Genomic DNA, 25,849 nt, shown 5'->3' with positions numbered 1-25,849 from the left:
TCCTGTTCTAATCCTCGAACCCGTTCGGCATGTCGGCCTTGGCGAGCGCAGCGGCGCGGGCCTTCATCCAGCCGTCGAGGAACGCCTTGTCATCCGATGGCGGATTGGATTTGCCGTACTCCGCCCACGCTGCGCCAAGCACCTCTTGCCGCTTGATCAGCTTGTTGTTGTGCGTTTCCTGCGCGTCGGTCCACTGTCCGGCTTCCTTCAGCGCCTTCACCGCGCCGGGATGCACCGGCACCACCCAGTTCTTGGTTTGCCGGTCGGCGGCAAGCCCGCCGGCGCCGGGCGCGGAATCCTTGTAGACGTCGTAGTTCACGATCATCGCCTTCGTGATCGCATAGACCTGATCGGCCGGTTGCGAGGCATAGGCGACGAAGATCGGGTAGGGATAGTTGCCGAGCTCGACCGGCTTGTCCGGCGAGATGCCGGCGCCGCAGGTCGCAAGCTGCGGGAAGAAGAACGAGCCGACCTTCTGCATCCGCGCCCAGCCCTCCTTGTCCTTGGCGGGGAGCGGCGGCCAGATCAGCCCGCGCGGTGAAGTCTCGGCTTCCTTGGCAGGACCGGTGATGGTGGTGCCGAAAGCAGCATCGACGTCGTTGTTGATCAGGCCTTTCCACATCGCGCCGTAGCTGGCGAACTCGACCACCTTGACATCCTTCTGCGTCAGCCCTGCGAAGGCGAGCACTGCGAGCGAGTTCTGATTCAGCGCCGGCGAGCCGACGACGAAGCCGACACGCTTGCCCCTGAGATCTTTCAGCTCCTTCACGCCGGTGTCGGCGGCGACGCCGAGCGAGCCGCAATTGCAGTCGACGGTTGAGAGCAGGATCTGGAGCGGCTGCGGTCCCCATTCCTTCGATCCGAACTCGAATACGCCTTCCTGCGCGAAATAGGTGCCAGATCCCATCGCCGCGGAGGCCGCACGCTTGGCGCGGAGCGGCGCGAGGCGGGCGACGTCGTTGCCGGCGGGGAGCACGCGCACGTCGGTGCCGTATTTGTCCTTCATCATCTTGCCGACGCCGACTGCGATGTTGAAGCCGGCGGTGCCGGTGTCATAGGCGGTGAACGTCAATGTCGCCGGCAGCTTGATGTCCTCGGCGAACGCGTAGCGTGTAGACGCAAAAGAAATGCCCGCCACCAAGGCAGGCGCGAGCACGAGCAGCCCACGAAGCATGTTTCCCTCCATCATCCTCGCGTTTGCCGCGAAGAACTTTTTGCTTGAATCGGATCATGTCACCGGGATCGGGCGATGGCAACGCCGTCTCGCGAATGCCGCAATGCGACTGACAGATTGTCGCGGAAATGACGGCCCCATGCACTCAGCTTGCGACGATCGCGATCGCTTGTCCCTCGGCAACGACGTCGTCGAGCTTCACCAACAGTGATGTGATCGTGCCGCTCGCGGGCGATGGCACCGGTATTTCCATTTTCATGGCTTCGACGACCACAACGTCATCGCCATCCGCGACGGTTCCTCCAACTTGCACGGGAGTCGCGCAGATACGGCCCGCGACTTCGGTAACGATTTTAATTTCTGGCATGCCATCGCCTTTTTGTTGTCGTCGCAAAATGCCTGAGGTAGCGTCGTCTGCAAGTGGAATTTAATTCCGCAGAGCGGAACAAACGGTAGGGATCATGGGACGACGTTCGGAGCGGTTGAGTAGGCAAGGTGCGCTCGCCGGCGATGCCGGTGAGGGTGATGTCATCCAGGTGGTATCGCGCGCGTTCGACGTGCTGCGATGCTTCGAGGGCCACGATAGCAGGCTCGGCAATCTCGAGATTTCAAATCGCTGCGGTCTGCCGCGCTCGACGGTGTCGCGGCTCACGCACACGCTGACCCGCATGGGCCAGCTTGTGTATCTGCCGCGCGACCAGAAATATCGCATCGGCCCGAGCGCGGTGGCGATGAGCGCTTCGATGATGAAGGGCGCGCAGCTGCGCAGCATGATCCGCCAGCGGCTTCAGGAAGTCGCCGAGCAGGTTCCGGGCACGGTCGGCTTCGTCGTTCCCGATCGTTTCCATCTTGTTTATCTTCAGTTCGCGCGCTCAGCGACCGCACTCGGCCTGCACGAGGGCACCGGCAGCCGCATCTCGATGGCTTCGACCGCCGCGGGCGCGGCCTACACCGCGGCGCTGGCGCCCGAGATGGGCGACGCCTTCATTGCGGACATGGAGCGGGAAGCGCCCGAGGCTGCGAAGATTCTCAAACCCCGCATCGAGGCCAACCGGCAATCGCTGCGCGAGCGCGGCTATGTCGTGGCCTGCGGCCTCTGGAGCCCGCACATCAACGGACTCGCTGTGCCGATCTGGTCGCCGCAGTATCAGACCTTCGTGGTCGTCACGATCGGTCTTTTGGCCGCAATGTATGACGAGCAGCGGCTTCATGACGAAGTCGCCCCGTTGATGCTCGCGCTCGGCCGCTCGCTCGGCAGCCTGATGGAGGGCGCGGAGGGCGACGCCTTTAACAACCGTATCTCGCGTAGACCGGTCGCCATGGCCGTGCATAACAACAACAAGCCGATCAACTCGGAGGGAGTGAATGAACTGGAAGCCGGAACTCGACGAGCTAGCCCGGCGCGAAGCCTTCGCGCGGGAGATGGGCGGCGTTGACAAGGTCAAGCGACAGCATGACCAGGGCCGGCTGACTGTTCGGGAGCGAATCGGCGGACTGATCGACAAAGGCAGCTTTCACGAAATCGGTGCGGTCTCCGGCATCGGTGAGTACGATTCCAGCGGCGAGTTGCAGAAGCTGACGCCGGCGAACTGCGTGTTCGGTCGCGCACGCGTCGACGGCCGCACCGTGGTCGTGGTCGGCGACGATTTCACGGTGCGCGGCGGCTCGGCGGACGCGTCGATCTCGGCCAAGCCGCTGATGGCGGAGGAAATGGCGCACGACTTCCGGCTGCCCATCATCCGCATCATCGAAGGCTCCGGCGGCGGCGGCTCGGTCAAGACCATCGAGACCAAGGGCGCGGCCAATCTGCCGGGCGGCATCGGTGGCACGCGGTGGTATCGCTTCACGACGGAGAATTTGTCGCGCGTACCGGTCGTCGCGCTCGGCCTCGGGTCGGTCGCGGGGCTCGGTGCTGCGCGTCTTGCCGCCAGCCACTATTCCATCATGACCCGAAAGTCCGCGATGTTCGTTGCGGGCCCACCGGTGGTGAAGGCGCTGGGGCAGGACCTCTCGAAGGAAGAACTTGGCGGCGCCGACATCCAGACCCGCGCCGGTGCGGTCGATCATGCGGTCGAGACCGAGGAGGAGGCGTTTGCCTGCGCGCGGCGTTTCCTGTCCTATCTGCCGTCCTCGGTGTACGAACTGCCGCCGACCTTGCCGTGCACCGACGATCCGGAACGCGCCGAGGAAGCGCTGCTGAGCGCGGTGCCGCGCAACCGCAAGCAGGTCTATAAGATGCGCCCGATCATCGACGCCGTGGTCGACAAGGGCTCGTTCTTCGAGGTCGCAAAGAATTTCGGTAAGCCTGTTATCGTCGGTCTTGCCCGGCTCGAGGGCAGGGCGGTGCTGCTGCTCGCCAGCGACAGTTTTCACTATGGCGGCTCCTGGACGGCGGATGCCTGCCAGAAGGTGGCGCGCTGGGTCGACTTCGCCGAGACCTTCCACCTGCCGATCGTCTATCTCATGGACTGCCCGGGCTTCATGATCGGCCTCGACGCCGAGAAGGCGGCCACCATCCGCCACGGCGTCCGCGCCATGGCCGCAGTCAACCAGACCACCGTGCCCTGGTGCACAATGATCCTGCGCAACGCCTTCGGCGTGGCCGGCGTCGTGCATCAGCCCGCCGATCGTTTCTCGATCCGCTACGCCTGGCCGTCCGCCTATTGGGGTTCGCTCCCGCTCGAGGGCGGCATCGAAGCCGCCTACCGCGCCGATATCGACGCGGCCGAGGACCAGGCCGGGAAGCTGAAGGAGATCGAGGCGCGCCTCAACAAACTGCGTTCGCCGTTCCGCTCTGCCGAAAAATTCTGGGTCGAGGAGATCATCGATCCCAGAAAGACGCGGTCGCTGCTGTGCGAGTTCGCGCGCCTCGCCGAGCCGCTGCGCAAGCCAGGGCCGCCGGAGAACTTTTCGATCAGGCCGTGATGTTCAGCCATCATCGCGAGTGCGCGACAACCTTGTCGCGGCAGCCATGGCGTGACCTCAAAACAAGACGCGCTACGCTTCCGGGCAAGAACGAGAGGACGCGCCAATCGTGTATGACTTCATTATGGGGCGCGGCGGCTCGGCGGGGTCCGTGCTGGCCCACCGGCTCTCTGCCGCGTCAAGGGTGTGCAGGGCAGCTATGATGCAGTGAGCGGCAGGGTGCGCACCGGATGTTGGCCAATCAAGTGCCTCCGCAACGCTCCAGTTCCGGACTGCACTTGGTTGCATGCCGTAAGCTTGACCTGCTGAGCGGGCATTCGTGCGCTGCGAGTTAATTATCTCAGTCGCTACGTTTAGGCGACGACGATTGCAGGTTGTGTCGCGCAATGCGGCCGTTTTTAGCCGCTCTTTTGGCCCATTTCAGCCAAACTGTTATTGGTTTCTCGTTGTCCGGGGCAGGGTCTCTCATTTGGAGTCCTGCAATGTTCAAGCGAGTATTTTCTGCGTGCGTCTTCCTTGTTCTAGGTTCTGTCGCTTCGGAAGCCCGGCCTTATCGCATTCATCAAGCCGCTGAATGCAATGTCACCATGCCCTGCGACTTCTCGTATTCGAGAACGCGAAACGAGCGGACTTCCAGGTCCTCACTGACTTCCAGATCTTCACTCATTTCCAGGTCTTCACTCATTTCCAGGTCTTCTCTACAAGCCTACCGCTCGACGCAACTGACAGTGACTGATGCAGAGGGTGCCGCCACGGCGACCGTCTCCGGTGTATCCGGCGCGCACATTATCGGTGGCCGTCCGGCCGGTTGCCCTTCGTCCTTCTGCGGCTGCGGCGCGGCTCTGCGCGTGTTCGGCCGTATCGTGCCGGAATTGAATCTTGCGGCCAATTGGCTGCGCTTTCCGCGGACATCGCCCGCACCAGGAATGGTTGCTGCACGACGAGGACACGTTTTCGTTCTGGAGCAGCACCTCGGGGGCGACGTCTGGATGGCCTATGACGCCAACTCGGGCGGGCACGCGACGCGGATCCATGCGCGTTCATTGCGAGGGTACACGATCGTCAACCCGCGCGGCGGTTCGATGGCTTGAGGACGCGCACACTACACTCACAAGATCGTGGACGGGGCGCGCCACCTTTGCGACCCGCCCATGCTGGACCAATGATTGGCGCCGGGCGCAGCGTCGATCACAGCCGCAACACCTTGCCGGGATTCATGATGTTCTGCGGATCGAGCGCGCGCTTGATAGTGCGCATGATGTCGAGCTCGGTCTTCGAGCGATAGTGACTGAGCTCGTCGAGCTTGTCGACGCCGATGCCGTGCTCCGCCGAGATCGAACCGCCCATGGAGGTGATGAGATCGTTCACGGCCCGCGTGATGGCGCCCTTGTATTGGGTCAGCGTCTGCTGATCCATGCCGAGCGGACCCATAAATGAAAAATGTAGATTGCCATCGCCGATGTGTCCGAGCGGATAGGGGCGGATGGTCGGGAGAATGCCGAGCACGGCCTTGAGCCCCAGATCGATGAACTCGGGAATTCTGGAGATCGCAACGGACACGTCGTAACTCAGTCCCGGTCCCTCGGCCCGGGAGGCCTCGGCGACACCCTCGCGGATGCGCCACATGTTGCGCGATTGGCTGATCGTGTGCGCGATCACTGCATCGCGCACGCGACCGACCTCGAGCTGATCGGCGAGAAACTGCTCCATCTTCTCGGACATGCCCTCGGTCCCGTCCCGGCGTGGGCGCGCGGATGACCATTCGATCAGGAGGTACCATGACGTATCTGCCTTGAGCGGATCCTGAGTGCCGGGGATATGGCGCAGCACCATGTCTATGGCGGCGCGGCTCATCAACTCGCAGGAGCCGACATTGTCCTCGGACGCCGCGTGCGCTTCGGATAGGATTTCCAGGGCCGCGCGCGGATCGCGGATCGCCAGCCACGCGGTGCAGACGTCCTTCGGGGCGGGCCATAGCTTGAGCACGGCCTTGGTGATGATCCCCAGCGTGCCTTCGGCGCCCATGAACAGATGCTTGAGGTCGTAACCCGTGTTGTCCTTCTTGAGCGCACGCAGTCCGTCCCAGACCTCGCCATTGGCCAGCACGACTTCGAGCCCCAGCACGAGATTGCGGGCGTTGCCATAGCGCAGCACCTGCACGCCGCCGGCATTGGTCGACAGATTGCCGCCGATCATGCACGAGCCCTGGGCACCGAGGCTGAGCGGCAGGAACCTGTCGTGTGCGCTTGCTGTCTCCTGAAGCGTCTGCAGCACGCAGCCGGCCTCGACAGTCATCGAATAGCCGACGGGATCGACCTCCAGAATGCGGTTCATGCGGCCGAGCGACAACACGATGCCGGTGTGCATCGGCCAGGGCGTGGCCCCGCCCATTAGGCCGGAGTTGCCGCCTTGCGGCACGATCGCGACGCCGTGCTCGTGGCAAAGCCGGACCACCCTGGAGACTTCCTCGGTGCTGCCGGGACGAACGATGGCACCGGCACCGCCGACCAGCAATCCCCGCCAATCCGTCACGAACGGCTGCATGCCGTGCTCGTCCTCGATCAGGCCCTTCTCGCCGACGATCACGCGCAACGCATCGCGCATCTCGGTGGTCAAAGGAGTGGCTGGAATCACGGGTGGGGACGACGGGAAGGCAGCCGGCATGTGTTTCCTCTGGTGCATCTTTGGTGTGCACTGTGCACGTGACGTGCTGGGGTATTGTCCACGTTTGTGCCCGGGAGTCTAATGGGAATATGGCTCAAAGTCCGCGGGAGGCTTGGCGTCACTGCCAGCGCAGCGAAGCCGCGAGATCGCCTGTTACCGCGCGGCGTGTCGCCTCGGCAATGCCGCGGTGTTCGGCGTCACCACCCGATCAGGTACTAGGCCATCGCCGCTTGCGGCCTCGGCTTGGGCTGCCGCGACAGCGCCAACACCATCAGGGCAGCGAACACGCAGAGCGCGCCGGCGATGAAGAACGCAGGCAAATAGCTCTGGTACACCGTCCGCGAGAAACCGGCGCCGAAGGCAGCGGTGCCGGCGCCGAGTTGATGGCCGGCAAAGATCCAGCCGAACACGAGGTTGGCGCGCTCGGGCCCGAACTTCTGCGCGGTGAGCCGTACGGTCGGCGGAACCGTGGCGATCCAGTCGAGCCCGTAGAACATCGCGAAAATCGACAAGCCGTAGAACGAGAAATCGCTAAAGGGCAGGAAGATCAGCGACAGCCCGCGCAGGCCGTAATACCAGAACAAGAGCCAGCGATTGTCGTAGCGGTCCGACAGCCAGCCCGACATGATGGTGCCGAAGAAATCGAAGATGCCCATTGCCGCAAGCAGGCTTGCCGCCTGCACCTGCGGGATGCCGAAATCGAGGCACATCGGGATCAGGTGCACCTGGACGAGGCCATTGGTTGAGGCGCCGCAGACGAAGAAGGTCGCAAACAGGATCCAGAACGCAGTCGACTTCGAGGCGTCGCGCAGCGTGCCGAGCGCAACGCCGGTGATCGAGCCGTGACTGGCCGGCGGAGCGGGCAGCGGCGCGGTCTCTTCGTCGCCGAACGGGCGCAGGCCGACATCGCTCGGCCGGTCACGCATCGCGAGCAGGACTGCCAGCGCCGAGACGCCGAGCATGATGCAGACGAAGCCGAGTGCGAGACGCCAGCCGAACCGTTCGGTGAGGCTTGCGAGCAGCGGCAGGAATACGAGCTGACCCGTGGCGACGCTCGCCGTCATGATGCCGACGACGAGGCCGCGTCTTGCTGCGAACCAGCGCGTGGCGATGGTGGCGCCTAACACCAAGGCGGTCATGCCGGTGCCGATGCCGATCACCACGCCCCAGAGGGCGACGAGCTGCCAGACCTCGGTCATGCCGAGCGAGAGCACGAGCGCCGAAACGACGATCAGCTGCGCGGCGAGCGTGACGTTGCGCAGGCCGTAGCGGTTGAGCAGGGCAGCGGCGAATGGTGCCATCAGCCCGAACAGGATGAAACGGATCGACAGCGCGGAGGAGATCTCGGCCGTGCTCCAGCCGAACTCCTTTTGCAGGGGAACGATGAAAACGCCGGGTGCACCGACCGTGCCGGCGCTGATCAGCGCGGCGAGGAAGGTCACGCCGACCATCACCCAGCCGTAGTGAATGTTGCGGCGGGAAAGTGCTGCCGCGAGCCAGTTCGAGATCATTGGGCCTCAACGTTGACGGGCGGTCGCAAGAGACCGGCGTCAGTTCGAGGATGGCACGGACGGCTTCTGTCGCAAATGACAGAGTTCCCTCGTTTTCAGACTTTCTTGCGTCAGTGCGCCAGCCGCTCTACCGCAATCGCCGTGGCCTCGCCGCCGCCGATGCAGAGCGCCGCGACGCCACGCTTGAGGTTCTGCGCCTCCAGCGCATGAAGCAGCGTCACGATCAGCCGCGCGCCGGTCGCGCCGATGGGATGGCCAAGCGCGCAGGCGCCGCCATTGATGTTGAGCTTGTCGCGTGGAATGCCGAGATCGCGCTGCGCTGCCATCGCCACCACGGCGAAGGCCTCATTGATCTCGAACAGATCGACATCGCTTGCGCTCCAACCGACCTTGTCGAGCAACTTGCGGATCGCCGGGATCGGCGCCGTGGTGAACCATTGCGGCTCCTGGCTGTGGGTGGCATGGCCCTTGATCTCGGCCAGAACCGGCAGGCCGCTCCGATCGGCGAGCGAGCGCTTGGTCAGCACGAGCGCGGCAGCGCCGTCGGCGTTCGCGGAGGAGGCCGCCGGCGTGATGGTGCCGTTGGCGCGGAACGCCGGCTTCAAGCCGGGGATTTTGGCGGGATCGACCTTCAGCGGATGCTCGTCGTTGGCGATGACGCGGGGACCCGCTTTCTCGGTGAGCGTGACCGGCGCGATCTCGGCCTTGAACGCGCCGCCTTCGACCGCCTTGCGCGCGCGACTTAGTGTCTCCATCGCATAGGCGTCCTGGTCCTTGCGCGTGAACTGATAGGCTTCCGCGGTCGCCTCGCCGAAATCGCCCATGGAGCGGCCGGTCTCGTAGGCGTCCTCCAGCCCGTCCATCATCATGTGGTCGATGATGCGGTCATGGCCGGCGCGGTAGCCGCCGCGCGCCTTGGCCAAAAGATACGGCGCGTTGCTCATGCTCTCCATGCCGCCGGAGACCACGATCTCGGCCGAGCCGGCGCGGATGATGTCGTGCGCCAGCATGGTCGCCTTCATGCCGGAGCCGCAGACCTTGTTGATAGTGGTCGCACCCGTGGCGTCGGGGAGACCTGCTGCACGCGCGGCCTGGCGCGCCGGAGCCTGGCCCTGACCGGCTGGCAGCACGCAGCCCATGAACACCTCGTCGACTTTCTCCGGCGCGAGTTTTGCGCGCTCCAACGCCGCGCCGATTACGTGCGATCCGAGCTTGTGCGCGGGGAGCGGCGACAATTCGCCCATGAAGCGGCCGAGCGGGGTGCGGGCGGCGGAGACGATGACGACGGGATCGGCAGCTTCGGCCATGACAAACTCCCTGTGGGGATAAGTAAAATTATGCTCATCATATGATGCGGCGCAAAAAAAGCAACCGCGCCAGGGATGAGAAAATGTCGTCGTTCGGATGAGATTTAGTCGTTCGATTCGAGGAGGTGCTTCTTCGAGGCACATTGTCATCACCCGCGAAGGCGGGTGATCGAGTATTCCAGAGGCCGTCGTGGGATACGGAGAGGCCTCGGCGTCCTGGATGCCCCTCAAGCCGAGGCATGACATGTTCAGCGTGGCGGCGACTTACTAATCAGAGACGAGTGCGGCGACAGCCCTATCGCTTCCAGTTCACGAACGCCTGCATCAGCCGCCTCGGCTCGTCGGTCAGGAACGACTCGCCGAACACCTCGACACTGAGATTGACCGACTCCGTCAGCGGCAATTCCTCCCATTGCCGCAGCAGCGCCTTCTGCGATCGCAGCGCCTCGGGGCCGCATTCGAGCAACGCCTGCACGACGCGCTCGACCTCGGCATCCAACCCGCCTTGCGGCGCGACCTTGTCGACCAATCCCCACGCGAGCGCCGTCGGAGCGTCGATGTTCTCCGCCGTCATCACCAGCCAGCGCGCGCGGGCCCAGCCGACCAGGCGCGGCAGCAGCGCGGCATGGATCACCGAGGGGATACCGACGCGCACCTCCGGCATGCCGAAATGCGCATCATGGGCGGCGATGCGGAAGTCGCAGGCGGCGGCAACCTCGAGGCCGCCGCCGAGGCACCAGCCGGGCATGCGCGCGATCACGGGAGCCGGGAAGGCGCGCACCGCTTCGCAGAGATCGCGCAGGCGGCTGATGAAGGCTTCGGCCGATCTTTGATCGAGTTTCGCCATCTCCTTGATGTCGGCGCCGCCGATCATGCTCTTTTCGCTCTGGCCGCGCAGCACCACGACGCGGATCGCGTGGTCGGTGGCAAGCCGCTGCAAGCCTTCGCGCACGGCGTCGGTCACGGGCGAGCCGAGGATGTTGAGCGGGCCGGCGTTGCAGATCGCGACATGAACGACGCCGCGCGCATCACGCGTCACGCCGCAATGGTGGTTGAGCATTTCCATGTGGCATCTCGAAGATTTGGTGGACAGGCGCAGGGCGCACCGGGTCGAGGTCACTTCCGGGCCGAAACGCCCGGCTTGTCAAGCGGGTGGTGGGCGGAGTTGCCAGCGCGAAGTCCGCCACATAGTATGATGTAAATCATACAAGAGTTGGTCATGACCCAATCCGATCATCTTGACCTGTTTTCGCCCGACCAGCGGCGCGAGCGCGTGGTGGATTGGCAGATGCCTGCACAGGTTGCGAAGGTGACGATGGGTCTGTCGGGCATGGACGCCATGCTGGGCATTCGCGACGGCCGCCTGCCGCCGCCGCCCTTCGCAAAACTCATCGGCTTCACCATAGCGGTGGTCGAGCCGGGCCGGATCGTCATGGAATTGGAGCCGCGTGAAGATCTCGAAAATACTGTCGGCCTCTTGCACGGCGCAACCGCCGCGGCGCTGCTGGATACAGCCATGGGGAGCGCGATCTCGACCCGGTTGGAGGCCGGGCAGGGCTCCGTGACCCTCGATCTGAAGCTGACCTTCTTGCGTCCGCTCTCGGTCCGTTCAGGCCTGATCTCGGCCGAAGGCAAGGTGATCAAGCTGGGGCGCCAGACCAGCTACGCTGAAGGTTTCGTTCGTGACGGCAAGGGCGCGCTGGCGGTGCATGCAACCGCAACCTTTTCCATGATCGGCAACAACTAACTGCGATTTAATGCGCCGTTCGCGACGTTTGCGTGTTATGAGATGATTTCCGACATTCAATGAGATCCGCATGCGTTATTCCCGGGAACACAAGCAGGAAACCCACGACCGCATCGTGAAGAAGGCCTCGGTGCGGCTGCGCGAAAAAGGTGCCCACGGCATCGGCGTCGCCGATCTCATGAAGGAGGCAGGCCTGACCCACGGCGGCTTCTACGCGCATTTCGACTCCCGCGAGGCGCTGGTGATCGAGGCCTTCGCCTACGCCATGGATCGCTCGATCGAGCATTGGCGCAAGCTCACGAGCGAGGCTGCGCCGGAGAAGCGTTTGGCACTGATCGCGGATAGCTATCTCTGCGCGCTGCATCGCGACAATCCAGGCCATGGCTGCTCGATCCCCTCACTCGGCGCCGAGATCGCCCGCGAGAGCCCGAAGACGCGGAAGGCCTTTGCCGGCAAGCTCGACGAGATGATCGAGATGATGACCGATTATATCCCGAACATGCCGCGCAAGGCCGCACGAAAACAGGCGATTGCGACGCTCGCCACAATGGCCGGCACCATGCTGCTGGCGCGCATCGCCGGCTCTAGCGAATTGTCCGACGAGGTGCTGAAGGCGGGCCGGGACAGCGCGCTCGAGGGCGCGCGGCGTGAGCCGAAGGCCGCGGCCGCGAAGAAGGCGCGCGAGAAGCAGAACTAGTGCCAGCTACGCCCCCTCGGGACCTCATCCTGAGGAGACCGCCAAGCGGTCGTCTCGAAGCATGGCCGCGGGTGAGATACGGGCCTGCATGGTTCGAGACGGCGCTTCGCGCCTCCTCACCATGAGGAACTGGCAGTTGTGCTTCGGGCCCTACTAATCGACGTTATCGCCCAGCAAACAGCGCTCGCTCGCGCTCCACGATCTCGCTGATGTAATCTGCGACGGCCCTGATCCGCGCGAGGTCCTTGCTGTCGGCGTGCATCAACATCCAGAACGTCCGCGTGATCGAGATTTCTTCGGGCAGTACGGCTTCGAGCTGCGGGTAGTCGCTTGCCATGAAGTGCGGCAGCACCGCGATTCCGAAGCCTGAGAGCGTTGCATTGAGCTGCGCGATCAGATTGGCGCTGCGGAAACGTGCGGAGATCTTCGGCGACACCTGCGGCAGATAGTCGAGTTCCGGCGTGAACAGCAACTCTTCGATGTACCCGACGAAACGGTGCTGCGGCAGGTCCTGGCGCGACGTGATCTCTGGGAAACGTTCGAGATAGCCGGGCGCGGCATAGAGCCCGAGGCGGTAGTCGAGGAGCTTGCGGCCGACGATGCGGCCTTCCTTCGGCATGGTCAGGCTGATGGCGATGTCGGCCTCGCGTTTGGAGAGGCTGAACAGCCGAGCGGTGGCCACAAGTTGCAGGTCCAGATCGGGGTAACGGTCCGCAAAGGGCGCCAGCCGCGGTGCCAGAAAGGCAGTGCCAAAACCATCGGGCGCGCCGATCCGCACGGTGCCGGTCAGCCGTGCGACCGAGCCGCCGACCTGCTCCTGATTGGCGACGATGGTCGATTCCATCGCTTCCGCACTGTCGGCGACGCGCTGGCCGGCCTCGGTGAGGAGATAGCCGGTCTTGCGCCGGTCAAACAGTTTTGCCGAGAGATGCCTCTCCAGCCGGTCGACGCGGCGAATCACCGTGGCATGATCGACCCCGAGCTGTTTTGCCGCAGCCGACACCGAGCCGCCCCGCACGATGGCCAGCACGAAGCGAAAGTCGTCCCAATCGATAGCGCCTTGATCCAGCATTTTCGCACATCTATGGTGCAATATCTCAGACTTGAATCCTATAAAATGCAGGTCAATAGGATTTGTCAAAGCGATCAGGCTCGACTTCCAAGGAGATCATTCCATGCGTTCAATCGGACATTTCATCGGCGGCAAGGAGGTCAAGGGCACCTCGGGCCGCACCGCCGACGTTTTCGAGCCGATGACCGGTGACGTCCAGGCCAAGGTCGCGTTGGCGTCCAAGGCCGAGGTTCGCGCCGCCGTCGAGAACGCGCGCGCCGCACAGCCGGAGTGGGCCGCGACAAACCCCCAGCGCCGCGGCCGCGTCATGATGAAATTCCTGGAGCTGATCCAGCGCGACTACGACAAGCTCGCCGAGCTGCTCGCGCGCGAGCACGGCAAGACCGTGCCCGACGCCAAGGGCGACATCCAGCGCGGCCTCGAGGTCGTCGAGTTCGCTTGCGGCATCCCGCATTTGATGAAGGGCGAATACACCGAAGGCGCCGGCCCCGGCATCGACATTTATTCGATGCGCCAGCCACTCGGTGTCGTCGCCGGCATCACCCCGTTCAACTTCCCGGCGATGATTCCGATGTGGAAGTTCGCCCCCGCGATCGCCTGCGGCAACGCCTTCATCCTCAAGCCGTCGGAGCGCGATCCCGGCGTGCCGATGAAGCTTGCCGAGCTCATGATCGAGGCGGGCCTGCCGGCCGGTATCCTCAACGTCGTCAACGGCGACAAGGAAGCGGTCGACGCCATCCTCGACGACCCCGGCATTAAGGCCATCGGCTTCGTCGGTTCGACGCCGATCGCGCAGTACATCTACGAGCGCGCCGCGCAGACCGGGAAACGTTGCCAATGCTTCGGCGGCGCCAAGAACCACGCCATCGTGATGCCCGATGCCGACATGGACCAGGCCGTCGACGCGCTGATCGGCGCCGGCTACGGCTCGGCCGGCGAGCGCTGCATGGCCGTCTCCGTCGCGGTCCCGGTCGGCAAGTCCACTGCCGACCGCCTGATGGAGAAGCTGATCCCGCGCGTCGAGAGCCTCAAGATCGGCACCTCGATCGATCCCTCGGCCGATTACGGTCCGCTGGTCACGCGCGAGGCGGTCGAGAAGGTCAAGAGCTACATCGACATCGGCATCAAGGAAGGTGCGACGCTCGCCGTCGACGGCCGCGGCTTCAAGATGCAGGGCTACGAGAACGGCTTCTATCTCGGCGGTTCGCTGTTCGACAACGTCACCAAGGATATGCGGATCTACAAGGAAGAGATCTTCGGCCCGGTGCTCTCGGTCGTGCGCGCGCACGACTACAAGGAAGCGCTGGCGTTGCCCTCGGACCACGACTACGGCAACGGCGTTGCCATCTTCACCCGCGACGGCGACGCCGCGCGCGACTTCGCGGCCAAGGTCAATGTCGGCATGGTCGGCATCAACGTGCCGATCCCGGTGCCGATCGCCTATTACACCTTCGGCGGCTGGAAGAAGTCGGGCTTCGGCGATCTCAACCAGCACGGCCCGGATTCGGTCCGCTTCTACACCAAGACCAAGACGGTAACCTCGCGCTGGCCGTCCGGCGTCAAGGAAGGTGCGGAGTTCTCGATCCCGCTGATGAAGTAGGGCTGTAGCCCAGTCGTCATTGCGAGCGCAGCGAAGCAATCCATATCGCCCCGAAAGAAGGAATGGATTGCTTCGTCGCTCCGCTCCTCGCAATGACGAGAAAAATGAGCAGCTAGGCATGCAGTTCGCTCTGAACGAGGATCAGATCGCAATTCGCGACATGGCGTTGGCGTTTGCGGCGGAGAAGATCGCGCCGCAGGCGCTGCGCTGGGACGAGGAGAAGCATTTCCCCGTCGACGTGATGCGCGAGGCCGCCACGCTCGGCATGGGCGGCATCTACATCCGTGACGATGTCGGCGGCTCCGCCATGACGCGGTTCGATGCAGCGCTGATCTTCGAGGCGCTGGCGACGGGCTGCCCGACCACGTCGGCCTTCATCTCGATCCACAACATGGCGTCCTGGATGATCGATGCCTATGGCAGCGACACCCAGCGCCACACATGGCTGCCAAAACTCTGCACCATGGAGCTGATCGCGAGCTATTGCCTGACCGAGCCGGGCGCCGGCTCGGACGCAGCGGCGCTGCGCACCCGTGCCGTGCGCGACGGCGACCACTACGTGCTCAACGGCCAGAAGCAGTTCATCTCCGGCGCCGGCGGCACCGACCTCCTGGTCGCGATGGTCAGGACCGGTGGCGATGGTCCCGGCGGCATCTCGACCCTCGTCATCGACGGCAAGACGCCGGGCGTCTCGTTTGGCGCCAATGAGCGCAAGATGGGCTGGAACGCGCAGCCGACCCGCGCCGTGATGTTCGAGAATGCCCGCGTGCCGGTCGCCAACCGCCTCAGCGAGGAGGGCGCCGGCTTCAAGATCGCGATGGCCGGCCTCGATGGTGGCCGCCTCAACATCACCGCGTGCTCGCTCGGTGGTGCGCAAGTAGCGCTCGAAAAGGCGCGCAGCTACATGAAGGAGCGCAAGGCCTTTGGAAAACGCCTCGACGAATTCCAGGCCTTGCAATTCCGCCTCGCCGACATGGCGATCGAGCTCGAGGCCGCCCGCACCTTTTTGTGGCGCGCAGCCGCGGCGCTGGATCGCAAGGATCCTGATGCCACCATGCTCTGCGCAATGGCAAAACGCTTCGGCACCGACGTCGGCTTCGAGGTCGCCAACCATGCGCTCCAGCTTCACGGCGGCTATGGCTACTTAAGCGAATACGGCATCGAGAAGATCGTGCGCGATCTGCGCGTGCACCAGATCCTCGAAGGCACCAATGAAATCATGCGGCTCATCGTGGCGCGCAAGCTGATCGAGGGCGCACGATGAGTGGCGTGGAAGAGGGCGACCTGATCGCCCGTGTCGAGGGCGCAGTCGGCGTGATCCGCCTCAACCGCCCGAAGGCGCTCAATGCCGTGACGCTGGAGATGTTTCGCGACATCGACAAGGCGCTCGACCGCTTCGAGGCCGATGCGGCCGTCGCTGTGATCCTGCTGGAAGGCGCCGGCGAGCGCGGGCTCTGCGCTGGCGGCGACATCCGCACACTCTGGGAAAGCTCGAAGGTCAACGGTGACCTCGGCAAGATCCTGTGGCGCGAGGAGTACATCCTCAATGCCCGGATCAAGAAGTTCCCGAAGCCGTATGTCGCCTTCATGGACGGCATCGTGATGGGGGGCGGCGTCGGTTTGTCAGCCCATGCCAGCCATCGTGTCGTGACGGATCGCACGAAGCTGGCAATGCCGGAAGTCGGTCTCGGCTTCTTCCCCGATGTCGGCGGTACCTATCTGTTGTCGCATTCGCCGGGCGAGATCGGCACCTATTTCGGGCTGACCGGCCAGACCATGAACGGGCCGGACGCGATCCATGCGAAGTTCGCCGATTGGGTCGTGCCGGCGGTGAAGTTGCCGGAGCTGCGCAACGCCCTGACGAAGCTGCGCTCCGATGCGACCGCGGCCGAGGTCAGCAAGATCATCAACGGCTTTGCGACCGGCGAGACAGCAGGACCAGTATCTGCGAAGGAGCCGATCATCGACGCGCTGTTCGGCTTCGACCGTATGGAAGATATTGTTGCGGCGCTCAAGCGCGACGGCTCAGAGTTTGCGCTCGCCACGTTGAAGACGCTCGGCGAAAAATCGCCACGCGGCATGGTGGTGACGCTGAAGCTCTTGCGGCTCGCACGCACGACGTCCAGTCTTGAAGAGTGTCTCGTGCGCGAATATCGCGCCGCGCTGGAGGTATTTCGCAGCGACGATTTCCGCGAGGGCGTGCGCGCCGCCGTGATCGACAAGGACCGCAATCCGACCTGGTCGCCGCCGCGGATCGAGGATGTGACGCCGCAGATGCTGGCACCATATTTCGCCGAGATCGGCGCCGACGAGCTAAAGTTCAACTAGAATATTGAAGCGGAGGAAACGACAATGGCCACGATCGCATTCATCGGTCTCGGCAATATGGGCGGCCCGATGGCCGCCAATCTGGTCAAGGTCGGCCACAAGGTGGTGGCGTTTGATCTTGTCGAGGCCTCGCGCAACCAGGCCAAGGCCGACGGCGCCGGCATTGCCGACAGCGCAGCGGGCGCGGTGAAAGGCGCGGATGTGGTCGTCACCATGTTGCCGGCCGGCAAGCACGTGCTCTCCGTCTGGAACGAGGTCGTTCCCGCGATGGCCAAGGGCACGCTGATCATCGACAGCTCGACCATCGACGTCGAGAGCGCAAGGCAGGCGCATGCGCTCGCCGCCAAGCACGGCGTGCTCTCCGTCGACGCGCCGGTCTCCGGCGGCACGGGCGGGGCCAAGGGTGCCACGCTGACCTTCATGTGCGGCGGCGAGGAGGGTGCGTTTGCGGCGGCCAAGCCCGTGCTGGAGAACATGGGCAAGAAGATCGTCCATTGCGGCGGCGCCGGCGCCGGCCAGGCCGCGAAGATCTGCAACAACATGATCCTCGGCATTTCCATGATCGCGGTGAGCGAGGCATTTGCGCTAGCTGAGAAGCTCGGGCTCTCGCATCAGGCGCTGTTCGACGTCGCCTCGACCTCGTCGGGGCAGTGCTGGTCGCTAACGACTTATTGTCCGGTGCCGGGCCCGGTGCCGACCTCGCCGGCCAACAACGATTACAAGCCGGGCTTTGCCTCAGCGCTGATGGTGAAGGATCTGACGCTGGCGCAGGACGCCGCGAAGGCCGCAGGTGCGGTGACGCCGCTCGGCAAGCATGCGCAGGAGATCTATCAGTCCTTCGATGCCGCCGGGCAGGGCGGGGTGGATTTTTCCGGAATTATCAAGCACGTTAGGGGGCTGGCCGGGAACACTTGATGACGACATTTCAGGAAGCGCGCGCGTTTCTGCTCAATCACCGCACGGATTACGACACAGCGGTCAAAGGCTTCCGCTGGCCCGATCCGGTTCCCTTCAATTGGGCGCTCGACTGGTTCGACGCCGAGCTGGCGGCGAATGCGGACAGCAAGGACCGTCCGGCGCTCTGGATCGTCGATGCCGCGCACGATCGGCAGACCAAGCTCTCCTTCGCGGCGCTCTCAAAGCGTTCCAACCAGGTCGCGAACTTCCTTCGCGCGCAGGGCTTGAAGCGCGGCGACCACCTTTTGCTGCTGCTCGGCAATGTAGTTCCGCTCTGGGAGACGATGCTGGCGGCGATGAAGCTCGGCGTCGTCGTGATTCCCGCGACCACGCTGCTCACTGCCGACGAGCTGCGCGACCGGCTCGATCGCGGCAAGGCGAAGGCGGTGATTGCTGCCGAGGATCAGGTCGCGAAATTCGCAAGCCTCGGTGCCGAGAGTATCGTCCGCATCGTGGTCGGCGCGGCCTCCAGCGGCTGGCTGGCCTATGACGAGGCGGCGCATGCTTCGGAGAGTTTTGCGCCTGACGGACCGACCAATGCCGATGACCCGATGCTGCTCTATTTCACCTCAGGCACGACCGCAAAACCAAAACTGGTGCGGCACAGTCAGCGCAGTTATCCGGTCGGCCATCTCTCGACCATGTATTGGATCGGGCTGCAGCCCGGCGACGTCCATCTCAACATCTCGTCGCCCGGCTGGGCCAAGCACGCCTGGAGCTGCTTTTTCGCGCCGTGGAATGCGGGCGCCACCGTGTTCGTGGTCAACCAGCCGCGCTTCGACGCAAAAGGCCTGCTCGCCACCATCGGCCGCTGTGGCGTCACAACGTTATGCGCGCCGCCGACGGTATGGCGGCTGTTCATCCAGGAGAACCTTGCCTCCTTCAAGGTGTCGCTTCGCGAGGTCTGCGGTGCCGGCGAGCCGCTCAATCCTGAAGTGATCGACCAGGTGCAGGCGGCCTGGGGCCTCACCATCCGCGACGGCTACGGTCAGACTGAAACGACAGCACTCGCCGGCAATTCGCCGGGCCAGCCAATCAAGGTCGGATCGATGGGTCGGCCGCTGCCGGGCTATCGCGTGCAGATCAGCGATGCCGACGGCAACCCGGCGAAGGAGGGCGAGGTGACGCTGGTGCTCGGCGTGAACCGTCCCGCCGGATTGATGCAGGGCTATCAGAGTGATGACGGCAAGCTCTCCGGTGCGGAAGGCGAGCTCTATCGCAGCGGCGACGTCGTGTTCGCGGACGAGGACGGCTATCTCACATTCGTCGGCCGCTCCGACGACGTGTTCAAATCGTCCGACTACCGCATCAGCCCGTTTGAGCTGGAGAGCGTGCTCTTGGAGCACGAGCTCGTCGCCGAGGCCGCCGTGGTGCCGAGCCCAGATCCGATCCGGCTCGCGGTTCCCAAGGCCTTCGTGTTGCTGACGTCGGGCGCCGAGCGCTCGCCGGAAACCGCGCTCTCGATCTTCAAGCACCTGCACGCGCGCCTTGCGCCGTTCAAGCGCATCCGCCGTCTCGAAATCGTCACCGAGCTGCCGAAGACCATTTCTGGAAAAATCCGTCGCGTGCACCTACGGCGGCTGGAGCGCGATGACGACCGCAACGATCCCCTGCGTGGCCGCGAATTCCGCGAGGAGGATTTTCCGGAGCTGGCAAAAACACGGAGTGAGACCTAAGTGAACGAAGCCTGGAAGAAGCCGCCGATTACGCTGGACGCCTATCAGGCCATGGTCGGCAAAGAGATCGGCGTGTCGTCTTGGCACCTGATCCACCAGCCCCGCATCGACGCCTATGCCGACGTGATCGAGGATCACCAGTTTATCCATGTCGATCCGGAGCGCGCCAAGAAGGAGACCGCGTTCGGCACCACCATCGCACACGGCTTCCTCACGATGTCGCTGATGTCGATCATGTCCTATGAGGTGATGCCTGTGATCGCGGGCACCACGATGGGCGTGAATTACGGGTTCGACAAGCTCCGCTTCATTTCGCCGGTGCGCTCGGGCAAGCGCGTCCGCGGCCGCTTCGTGCTGACGGAGGCCAAGCTACGCAAGGCAGGCGAATTGCAGTCCCGCACCAACGTGACCGTGGAGATCGAAGGCGAGGACAAGCCCGCGCTGGTCGCGGATTGGCTCGGGTTGATCTATTTCGCCTGATCCCGCCAGTCGTTGCCGGGCTTGACCCGGCAATCCATCGCTGCTCAAAAAGGCACCCCAGAGCGGGGTTTCCCCCTCTCCCCTTGTGGGAGAGGGTGCCTCGCGAACGCGAGGCGGGTGAGGGGTCTCTCTCCGCGAGCGCATCTTTGCCGAGAGAGACCCTCATCCGGCGCTTCGCGCCACCTTCTCCCACAAGGGGAGAAGGGAAGAACAGAGACTCCTACTCATGGCAATCAGGTTCGACGGACGCGTCGCCATCGTCACCGGCGCGGGCAATGGTCTGGGGCGGGCGCATGCACTGGGATTGGCCAGCCGCGGCGCCAAGGTCGTCGTCAACGACTTCGGCGGTGCGCGCGACGGCACCGGCGGCTCGCTGTCGCCGGCCGAATCCGTGGTCGAGGAGATCCGCAAAGCGGGCGGCTCCGCGATGGCCGACGGCGCCGATGTCTCGAATTTCGAGCAGGTCACAGCCATGGTCGAGCGCGCCACCAGGGAGTGGGGCAGCGTCGATCTCCTGTGCGCCAATGCCGGCATCCTGCGCGACAAGTCGTTCGGCAAGATGGAGGCGGCCGATTTCCAGAAGGTGCTCGACGTGCATCTCGTCGGCACCTTCTATTGCTGCAAGGCGGTCTGGGCCGGCATGCGCGACCGCAACTACGGCCGCATCGTGCTGACGACGTCGTCCTCCGGCCTCTACGGCAATTTCGGACAGGCCAACTACGGCGCGGCGAAATCGGGCATGGTCGGCCTGATGAACGTGCTCGCGGAAGAGGGCCGCAAGAACAACATCCGCGTCAACATTATCTCGCCGACGGCGGCAACCCGCATGACCGAAGAGCTGCTGCCGCCGCAGGCCCTGCAACTGATGAAGCCGAACGCGATCACGCCCGCGGTCGAGTACATGCTCAGCGAGGACGCGCCGACCCGCACCATCATGGGGGCCGGCGCCGGCTCCTTCGCAGTGATCAAGATCTTGGAGAGCGAAGGCATCAACCTGCCGGAATCCGAATGGACCCCGGACGCGGTCGCCGCGCATTTCGCCGAGATCAGCGACATGTCGAAGGCCAAGGCGCTGACGGGTGCGTTCGAGCAGACGCAGAAATACGTCGCGCAGGCCGCGGCGCGGGCTGGGGTAAAACTCTGACAGCGGTCGCCGTCATCGGCGGCGGTCCCGCCGGGCTGATGGCGGCGGAGGTGCTGGCACAGGGCGGCCTGCGCGTCACCGTCTACGACGCCATGCCGTCCGCTGGCCGAAAATTCCTCATGGCCGGCCGCGGCGGTCTCAATCTCACCCACAACGAGCTGCTGCCGCAATTCATGGCGCGCTACCGCGCGGCGGCGCCGAAACTGAAGGGTGCCATCGACGCGTTTCCGCCCGACGCGCTGCGCGCCTGGAGCGAGGCGCTGGGCGAGCCGACTTTCGTCGGTACCAGCGGGCGGATATTTCCGAAGGCATTCAAGGCCTCGCCCTTGCTGCGCGCCTGGTTGCGGCGCCTCGATGCGAGCGGTGTCCGCTTCGCCTTTCGCCATCGATGGACTGGCTGGGACAACGGGGGACGGCTGCAATTCCAAACACCCGATGGAACGGCTGAAATCGCTGCCAAAGCGACGGTGCTGGCACTCGGCGGCGCAAGCTGGCCGCGGCTCGGCTCAGACGGCAGCTGGGCGACAATTCTGGCGGACAAGGGCATTGCGATATCGCCGCTGCGGCCTGCCAATTGCGGCTTCGCCGTTGCCTGGTCCGATGTGTTTCGCACGCGTTTCGAAGGCCAGCCGCTCAAGGGAATTGCGCTCACCTTCGGTCCGCATGTCCTGCGCGGCGAGGCCATCATCACGCGGGCCGGCATCGAGGGCGGGGCGATCTACGCGTTGTCGGCCGAACTGCGCGAGGCGATTGCGGCGAACGGCGAGGCGGTGCTGCGCGTCGCCTTGCGCCCGGACGTTGATGACGCCGAACTCGTTAAGCGCCTGTCTGCCCCGCGCGGCAAACAATCGCTCTCCAACTTCCTGCGCAAGGCCGCGCAGCTTTCGCCCATATCCGCCGGGTTGCTGCAGGAGGCGGCAATCGGCGCGGGCCAGTCGCTGTCGGCAATGCCGCCCGAGCGATTGGCGGAGCTCATCAACGCCGTGCCGATCAAGCTAACTGGCGTAGCGCCAATTGCGCGTGCCATCTCCAGCGCCGGTGGCATCTTATTCGATGAACTCACAGCGGATTACATGATCCGCAAGCTGCCCGGCGCATTTGCCGCCGGCGAGATGCTGGACTGGGAGGCGTCGACCGGCGGCTATCTGTTGCAGGCCTCGTTTGCGACCGGCGCCGCCGCGGGCAGGGGCGTGCTGAAACGGCTCGCCCAATTGTCGTCCTGATCTTCCCGATCATAACGTGCCGGTCCTAGAGACGAGATTGGTGAGGAGGCCCAACACGCCGAAGCTTGCTGCGACGGCGCAAACCATGGTCCAGCCGCCATAGCTCCAGGCCAGGGAAGCCGCCGCGGCGCCGACGCCGCCACCGAAGAAGAACAGCGCGACAAACAGGCCGTTCAGTCGGCCGCGTGCTTCCGGTCGCAGCAGGTTGATGGCGCGGCGGCCGAGCGTCTGGTCGGTGGTGATGCCGACGTCGAGCAGGATCGTGCCAAGGCTCAACAGCAGCAGTGCGGTGATGCGGGATTCCAGCATGCCCGCCCAGGCACAAAGCGCGAGTGAGCCGATGATGAGCAGATGGGCCGCAAGGAACATCGGCCGCGCCCTGCCTTTGTCGCCCCAGCGGCCGGCGATCGGTGTTGCCGCAGCGCCAGCCACGCCAATCAGCGCGAACGCAGCAATTCCCTTGGCGTCGAGGCCGAATGGAGCATCGGGCAGCCGCAGTGCGACCGCCGACCAGAACGCGGTGAAGGAAGCCATGACAAGCGATGCGGTCCAGGCGCGCACCCGCAGCACGGGCTCATCCCGCAGCAGCCTTGGAAAGGATAGGAGCAATTCGCCGTAGCTCGCGTGTGCTGTCGGTTGAAGCGTTGGAAGGTAGCGGCCAAGCGCGCCGGAAAGCAGCGCCATCAGCGCGGCGGAGACGACGTAATAGGCGCGCCAATTCCAGAGATCCGCGATCAGGCTCGCCGCGGGCCGTGATAAGAGGATACCGATCATCAATCCGCCCATCACCTCGCCGATGGCCTGACCGCGACGGTCCGGCGGCACCATGGATGCGACCAGCGGAACCATCATCTGGATCGCCGCGCAGGACGCGCCGAGGATGAAGGTGGCGAGCAGCAGGAACGAGGGCGTCGGCGCAAGTGCCGTTGCAAGCGCGGCGAGGATGGCACAGCCGAGCGTCCGCAGGATGAGTCGCCGGTTCTCGACGAGATCGACCAGAGGCACGAGCAGCAGCAGGCCGAGGGCATAACCGAGCAATGTCAGCGTGCTGATCAGGCCGGCCTGCCACGCAGTCATGGACAGTGACCGGCCAATCAGTCCGAGCAGGATCTGCGGCGCGAACAGATCGGTGACGACGACACCGGCGGTGATGGCGCCGAGCCAGATCAGGGGCCGCTCGGCGAGTTGGCTTCGAGACGCCGGCTTGGTTGCTTCGGAAATGGTCATGGATCCTCGCAGCTCTGGTGCGGGACCCTTTAAGCGGAAGCATCATTATGCTACAATTCAAATAAGACTATAAAGAATATGCGAGTTGCTCATGAACACCCATGACCTTGTCGCGTTCGTCGCGGTGGTCGAGACCGGATCGATCGTCGCGGCCTCGGCACGTCTCAATCTCACGCAGCCCGGCGTGACGCGTCGTATCCAGAATCTCGAGGAGATGCTGGGGGCACAGCTCCTGGATCGACTGTCGAAGCCGCTGAAACCGACGGCGGCGGGCCACGAGGCCTATGAGCAGGGCCGGCGCCTGCTCAGGATGCTGGACGACCTCAAGTCGGGTGTTGCCGATGACGGCATGGTGCGTGGCGAGTTCAGGCTCGGTCTGACGCCGTTCCTCTCGGAGGCAGGGTTGACCGGACCGCTCGATGCTGTGCGCGCCGAATTTCCCTTACTTGCCGTGCGTGTTGTCTCGGGTTGGTCGCCAAACCAGCTCGAACGTGTCTGTCGCAACGAACTCGATGCCGCCGCGATCTGTCTGCCTGACGGAGCCGTGCCGCCTGCCGATCTCGTTGCCGATGATCTCGGGGCGCAGCCGGTTGTGTTTGTCGTCGCGCGCGACATGAAGATTCCGCGCATCGTCGACCTGGAACGACTGTCGCAGCTATCCTGGGTGATCAACCAGGACGGTTGCGGGTTTCGCGATACGCTGAAACGAAAGTTCGATGCCGCGCATCTGCCGTTCAATATCGCGGTAGAGGCGTTGGACAGCGAACTGCGCCTCTCGCTGGTGTCGCGCGGCCTCGGCGTCGGGCTGGTCACTCCGATCGCGCTGAAGCACAGCGCGTTTCGTGACAAGCTCAAGGCCGTCGCTGCGCGCGACTTCAAACCCGCCGTGCGCGCATGGATGATCCATCGCGCGCCCGCCGGCCGTCTGGAGCGGCCGATCAAGCTCTTCCGCGACGGGCTGGACAGAGAGCTCCAGGCCCTGATCGGCCGCTAGCGCAGCTTCCCCCGCGCCGCGACCGGCAGTGTGCCGATGATCTCCTCGCCGCGCACCATCACGACCTCATCCATCATGTTGACGACGACGCAGACATGGTTCGGCACGATGCGGACGACATCGCCGACGTTGGGCCGCGTGTTGCTGCGGGAGAGGTCGAGGAAGCCGTGCTCCTCGGCAAAGCGCGCGATGTTCGCCTCGGGATGCTCCAGGATCAGGCCGTGACCGTCGAGGCCGCCGGTGTCCGTGGTCAGCGTCTTCGAACCGGCATCGAGAATGCCGCGCTCGGGCGCAGCGCGGCTCACCACCGTCGAATAGATGTGCAGTGCGCAGTCGTCCCAACTGGCGACGCCGGCGGCGACCTGCATACGGTCGTTGTAGATATAGGTGCCGAAGCGGTGCTCGGTGCCGCCCTTGAGCTTGCCGAGGTTCTTCAGGTTCGGCGTACCGCCAGTGGAGACGATCTTCGCGTCCAGCGCGTGCGCGCGCACGCCAGCTAGCGCCTCGTCGTAGAATTTTTGCGCCTCCGCCCAGCCGGTCTCGGTCGGATACATCAGGAAGCCGGCGAACTGCAGTCCTTTGGACGCGGCAATCTCCCGCGCCAAAGCGATTGCTTCGGCCGGCGTCTCGACACCGGCGCGCTTGCGGCCCGTGTCGCATTCGACCACGACCGAGAGCGGGCGGCCTGATGCGGCGGCTGCCTTGGGGAGCCCTGCGACGACCGTCGAATTGTCGGCGGCCACGGTCATGTTGGCCTTCGCCTGGAGCGCTCCGAGCCGCGCCATCTTCTCCTCGCCCAGGAGATTGTAGCTGATCAGGATATCGTCGATGCCGGCATTGGCCATGATCTCGGCTTCGCCGAGCTTCTGGCAGGTGATCCCCTTGGCGCCGGCCGCAACCTGCATTTTTGCAATCGTCGGGTTCTTGTGTGTCTTGATGTGGGGACGATTGGCGATCCCGGCATCATCGCAGGCCTTCTGGATGCGCGCGATGTTGCGCTCGACCCTGTCCATGTCGATGACAGCGCAGGGCGTGCCGTATTCGCGGGCGATTTTTGCGGCGAGGGGGGTGGTCATGGAAGTCCTTTCGTTGGCGCGTGTTCCAATCGCAAACCGGTGCCCAC

General features: G+C 64.4%; 24 protein-coding genes. 14 read left to right on the top strand and 10 right to left on the bottom strand.

The features are described from left to right. Nucleotides 1-7: 7 nt before the first annotated feature. Together IVA98_RS18890 and IVA98_RS18885 are read right to left on the bottom strand one after the other, a co-directional pair. Nucleotides 8-1,174, bottom strand: coding sequence for a TAXI family TRAP transporter solute-binding subunit (locus tag IVA98_RS18890; RefSeq protein WP_247304457.1), 1,167 nt, complete (start codon nt 1,172-1,174; stop codon nt 8-10). A gap of 145 nt (nt 1,175-1,319) precedes the next feature. Then, the gene (locus IVA98_RS18885) at nt 1,320-1,541 is read right to left on the bottom strand and encodes a biotin/lipoyl-containing protein (protein WP_011086715.1); all 222 of its coding nucleotides are present in this window, start codon (nt 1,539-1,541) and stop codon (nt 1,320-1,322) included. Between the two features lie 94 nt (nt 1,542-1,635). Between IVA98_RS18885 and IVA98_RS18880 the strand changes: the two genes are divergently transcribed. Further along, nucleotides 1,636-2,610 carry an IclR family transcriptional regulator gene (locus IVA98_RS18880; RefSeq protein ID WP_247304456.1) on the top strand — a complete coding sequence of 325 codons (975 nt, stop codon included), beginning with the start codon at nt 1,636-1,638 and terminating at the stop codon, nt 2,608-2,610. Next, nucleotides 2,540-4,099: an acyl-CoA carboxylase subunit beta gene (locus tag IVA98_RS18875; RefSeq protein ID WP_247304454.1), complete on the top strand. Its 1,560-nt coding sequence runs from the start codon at nt 2,540-2,542 to the stop codon at nt 4,097-4,099. The genes IVA98_RS18880 and IVA98_RS18875 overlap by 71 nt, the downstream gene beginning before the upstream one ends. Before the next feature lie 562 nt (nt 4,100-4,661). Here IVA98_RS18875 and IVA98_RS36985 read toward each other — a convergent pair. After that, nucleotides 4,662-4,784, bottom strand: coding sequence for a hypothetical protein (locus IVA98_RS36985; protein WP_256468173.1), 123 nt, complete (start codon nt 4,782-4,784; stop codon nt 4,662-4,664). 43 nt (nt 4,785-4,827) lie between these two features. Here IVA98_RS36985 and IVA98_RS18870 point away from each other — a divergent pair, with 43 nt between their 5' ends. Beyond that, nucleotides 4,828-5,190 carry a hypothetical protein gene (locus tag IVA98_RS18870; RefSeq protein ID WP_247355311.1) on the top strand — a complete coding sequence of 121 codons (363 nt, stop codon included), beginning with the start codon at nt 4,828-4,830 and terminating at the stop codon, nt 5,188-5,190. 97 nt (nt 5,191-5,287) lie between these two features. Here IVA98_RS18870 and IVA98_RS18865 read toward each other — a convergent pair whose 3' ends face one another. The 4 genes from IVA98_RS18865 to IVA98_RS18850 form a co-directional block, all read right to left on the bottom strand. Next, complete coding sequence (locus tag IVA98_RS18865) at nt 5,288-6,763, bottom strand: FAD-binding oxidoreductase (protein WP_247355310.1); 1,476 nt, start codon at nt 6,761-6,763, stop codon at nt 5,288-5,290. 215 nt (nt 6,764-6,978) lie between these two features. After that, the gene (locus tag IVA98_RS18860; protein ID WP_247304447.1) at nt 6,979-8,274 is read right to left on the bottom strand and encodes an MFS transporter; all 1,296 of its coding nucleotides are present in this window, start codon (nt 8,272-8,274) and stop codon (nt 6,979-6,981) included. 110 nt (nt 8,275-8,384) lie between these two features. Then, the gene (locus tag IVA98_RS18855; RefSeq protein WP_247332668.1) at nt 8,385-9,581 is read right to left on the bottom strand and encodes an acetyl-CoA C-acyltransferase; all 1,197 of its coding nucleotides are present in this window, start codon (nt 9,579-9,581) and stop codon (nt 8,385-8,387) included. A gap of 295 nt (nt 9,582-9,876) precedes the next feature. Beyond that, nucleotides 9,877-10,647 carry an enoyl-CoA hydratase gene (locus IVA98_RS18850; protein WP_247304444.1) on the bottom strand — a complete coding sequence of 257 codons (771 nt, stop codon included), beginning with the start codon at nt 10,645-10,647 and terminating at the stop codon, nt 9,877-9,879. A 153-nt stretch (nt 10,648-10,800) separates the two neighbouring features. On the opposite strand from IVA98_RS18850, the gene IVA98_RS18845 reads away from it, so the two are divergent. Next, entirely contained in the window at nt 10,801-11,328 is a 528-nt protein-coding gene (locus tag IVA98_RS18845; RefSeq protein WP_247332666.1) for a PaaI family thioesterase, read from the top strand. A 70-nt stretch (nt 11,329-11,398) separates the two neighbouring features. Next, a complete protein-coding gene (locus IVA98_RS18840; RefSeq protein ID WP_247304440.1) occupies nt 11,399-12,025 on the top strand; it encodes a TetR/AcrR family transcriptional regulator in 627 nt (208 codons plus the stop codon). A 163-nt stretch (nt 12,026-12,188) separates the two neighbouring features. Here IVA98_RS18840 and IVA98_RS18835 read toward each other — a convergent pair whose 3' ends face one another. Beyond that, nucleotides 12,189-13,097: a LysR family transcriptional regulator gene (locus tag IVA98_RS18835; protein ID WP_247304439.1), complete on the bottom strand. Its 909-nt coding sequence runs from the start codon at nt 13,095-13,097 to the stop codon at nt 12,189-12,191. A 103-nt stretch (nt 13,098-13,200) separates the two neighbouring features. Between IVA98_RS18835 and IVA98_RS18830 the strand changes: the two genes are divergently transcribed. The 8 genes from IVA98_RS18830 (at nt 13,201) to IVA98_RS18795 (ending at nt 22,505) form a co-directional block, all read left to right on the top strand. Continuing rightward, nucleotides 13,201-14,697, top strand: coding sequence for a CoA-acylating methylmalonate-semialdehyde dehydrogenase (locus IVA98_RS18830; RefSeq protein WP_247332665.1), 1,497 nt, complete (start codon nt 13,201-13,203; stop codon nt 14,695-14,697). A 118-nt stretch (nt 14,698-14,815) separates the two neighbouring features. After that, nucleotides 14,816-15,961, top strand: coding sequence for an isobutyryl-CoA dehydrogenase (locus tag IVA98_RS18825; RefSeq protein WP_247332664.1), 1,146 nt, complete (start codon nt 14,816-14,818; stop codon nt 15,959-15,961). After that, entirely contained in the window at nt 15,958-17,025 is a 1,068-nt protein-coding gene (locus IVA98_RS18820) for an enoyl-CoA hydratase/isomerase family protein (protein WP_247304433.1), read from the top strand. Before IVA98_RS18825 ends, IVA98_RS18820 begins: the two co-directional genes overlap by 4 nt. A gap of 24 nt (nt 17,026-17,049) precedes the next feature. Next, nucleotides 17,050-17,940, top strand: coding sequence for a 3-hydroxyisobutyrate dehydrogenase (gene mmsB / locus IVA98_RS18815; protein ID WP_247304431.1), 891 nt, complete (start codon nt 17,050-17,052; stop codon nt 17,938-17,940). Beyond that, entirely contained in the window at nt 17,940-19,658 is a 1,719-nt protein-coding gene (locus IVA98_RS18810) for an AMP-binding protein (RefSeq protein ID WP_247304428.1), read from the top strand. Before mmsB ends, IVA98_RS18810 begins: the two co-directional genes overlap by 1 nt. Beyond that, nucleotides 19,659-20,138, top strand: coding sequence for a MaoC family dehydratase (locus IVA98_RS18805; RefSeq protein WP_247355309.1), 480 nt, complete (start codon nt 19,659-19,661; stop codon nt 20,136-20,138). 226 nt (nt 20,139-20,364) lie between these two features. After that, on the top strand, nt 20,365-21,282 hold the full coding sequence (locus IVA98_RS18800; RefSeq protein WP_247304423.1) for an SDR family NAD(P)-dependent oxidoreductase: 918 nt from the start codon (nt 20,365-20,367) through the stop codon (nt 21,280-21,282). Further along, nucleotides 21,279-22,505, top strand: a complete 1,227-nt coding sequence (locus IVA98_RS18795; protein WP_256468174.1) for a BaiN/RdsA family NAD(P)/FAD-dependent oxidoreductase — start codon at nt 21,279-21,281, stop codon at nt 22,503-22,505. Before IVA98_RS18800 ends, IVA98_RS18795 begins: the two co-directional genes overlap by 4 nt. A gap of 9 nt (nt 22,506-22,514) precedes the next feature. Here IVA98_RS18795 and IVA98_RS18790 read toward each other — a convergent pair whose 3' ends face one another. Beyond that, entirely contained in the window at nt 22,515-23,732 is a 1,218-nt protein-coding gene (locus IVA98_RS18790; protein ID WP_247304419.1) for an MFS transporter, read from the bottom strand. Nucleotides 23,733-23,823: 91 nt separating this feature from the next. Here IVA98_RS18790 and IVA98_RS18785 point away from each other — a divergent pair, with 91 nt between their 5' ends. Further along, on the top strand, nt 23,824-24,726 hold the full coding sequence (locus IVA98_RS18785) for a LysR family transcriptional regulator (RefSeq protein WP_247304417.1): 903 nt from the start codon (nt 23,824-23,826) through the stop codon (nt 24,724-24,726). On the opposite strand, the gene IVA98_RS18780 is transcribed toward IVA98_RS18785, so the two are convergent. After that, complete coding sequence (locus IVA98_RS18780; RefSeq protein ID WP_247304414.1) at nt 24,723-25,802, bottom strand: D-TA family PLP-dependent enzyme; 1,080 nt, start codon at nt 25,800-25,802, stop codon at nt 24,723-24,725. The two genes, IVA98_RS18785 and IVA98_RS18780, sit on opposite strands and share 4 nt — an antisense overlap. Between the last annotated feature and the right edge of the window lie 47 nt (nt 25,803-25,849).

It is taken from the genome of Bradyrhizobium sp. 160, assembly GCF_023073735.1.
Classification (GTDB): Bacteria; Pseudomonadota; Alphaproteobacteria; order Rhizobiales; family Xanthobacteraceae; genus Bradyrhizobium.
The sequence above is the reverse complement of the archived record's forward strand: the minus strand, read 5'-3'. Positions and strand labels throughout refer to the sequence as shown.

Excerpts from the sequence above, each read along its gene's own strand:
- IVA98_RS18890 (WP_247304457.1), bottom strand. The coding sequence starts at position 1,174 with ATGCTTCGTGGGCTGCTCGTGCTCGCGCCTGCCTTGGTGGCGGGCATT.
- IVA98_RS18885 (WP_011086715.1), bottom strand. The coding sequence starts at position 1,541 with ATGCCAGAAATTAAAATCGTTACCGAAGTCGCGGGCCGTATCTGCGCG.
- IVA98_RS18880 (WP_247304456.1), top strand. The coding sequence starts at position 1,636 with ATGGGACGACGTTCGGAGCGGTTGAGTAGGCAAGGTGCGCTCGCCGGC.
- IVA98_RS18875 (WP_247304454.1), top strand. The coding sequence starts at position 2,540 with ATGAACTGGAAGCCGGAACTCGACGAGCTAGCCCGGCGCGAAGCCTTC.
- IVA98_RS36985 (WP_256468173.1), bottom strand. The coding sequence starts at position 4,784 with ATGAGTGAAGACCTGGAAATGAGTGAAGATCTGGAAGTCAGTGAGGAC.
- IVA98_RS18865 (WP_247355310.1), bottom strand. The coding sequence starts at position 6,763 with ATGCCGGCTGCCTTCCCGTCGTCCCCACCCGTGATTCCAGCCACTCCT.
- IVA98_RS18860 (WP_247304447.1), bottom strand. The coding sequence starts at position 8,274 with ATGATCTCGAACTGGCTCGCGGCAGCACTTTCCCGCCGCAACATTCAC.
- IVA98_RS18855 (WP_247332668.1), bottom strand. The coding sequence starts at position 9,581 with ATGGCCGAAGCTGCCGATCCCGTCGTCATCGTCTCCGCCGCCCGCACC.
- IVA98_RS18850 (WP_247304444.1), bottom strand. The coding sequence starts at position 10,647 with ATGGAAATGCTCAACCACCATTGCGGCGTGACGCGTGATGCGCGCGGC.
- IVA98_RS18845 (WP_247332666.1), top strand. The coding sequence starts at position 10,801 with ATGACCCAATCCGATCATCTTGACCTGTTTTCGCCCGACCAGCGGCGC.
- IVA98_RS18840 (WP_247304440.1), top strand. The coding sequence starts at position 11,399 with ATGCGTTATTCCCGGGAACACAAGCAGGAAACCCACGACCGCATCGTG.
- IVA98_RS18835 (WP_247304439.1), bottom strand. The coding sequence starts at position 13,097 with ATGCTGGATCAAGGCGCTATCGATTGGGACGACTTTCGCTTCGTGCTG.
- IVA98_RS18830 (WP_247332665.1), top strand. The coding sequence starts at position 13,201 with ATGCGTTCAATCGGACATTTCATCGGCGGCAAGGAGGTCAAGGGCACC.
- IVA98_RS18825 (WP_247332664.1), top strand. The coding sequence starts at position 14,816 with ATGCAGTTCGCTCTGAACGAGGATCAGATCGCAATTCGCGACATGGCG.
- IVA98_RS18820 (WP_247304433.1), top strand. The coding sequence starts at position 15,958 with ATGAGTGGCGTGGAAGAGGGCGACCTGATCGCCCGTGTCGAGGGCGCA.
- mmsB (WP_247304431.1), top strand. The coding sequence starts at position 17,050 with ATGGCCACGATCGCATTCATCGGTCTCGGCAATATGGGCGGCCCGATG.
- IVA98_RS18810 (WP_247304428.1), top strand. The coding sequence starts at position 17,940 with ATGACGACATTTCAGGAAGCGCGCGCGTTTCTGCTCAATCACCGCACG.
- IVA98_RS18800 (WP_247304423.1), top strand. The coding sequence starts at position 20,365 with ATGGCAATCAGGTTCGACGGACGCGTCGCCATCGTCACCGGCGCGGGC.
- IVA98_RS18790 (WP_247304419.1), bottom strand. The coding sequence starts at position 23,732 with ATGACCATTTCCGAAGCAACCAAGCCGGCGTCTCGAAGCCAACTCGCC.
- IVA98_RS18785 (WP_247304417.1), top strand. The coding sequence starts at position 23,824 with ATGAACACCCATGACCTTGTCGCGTTCGTCGCGGTGGTCGAGACCGGA.
- IVA98_RS18780 (WP_247304414.1), bottom strand. The coding sequence starts at position 25,802 with ATGACCACCCCCCTCGCCGCAAAAATCGCCCGCGAATACGGCACGCCC.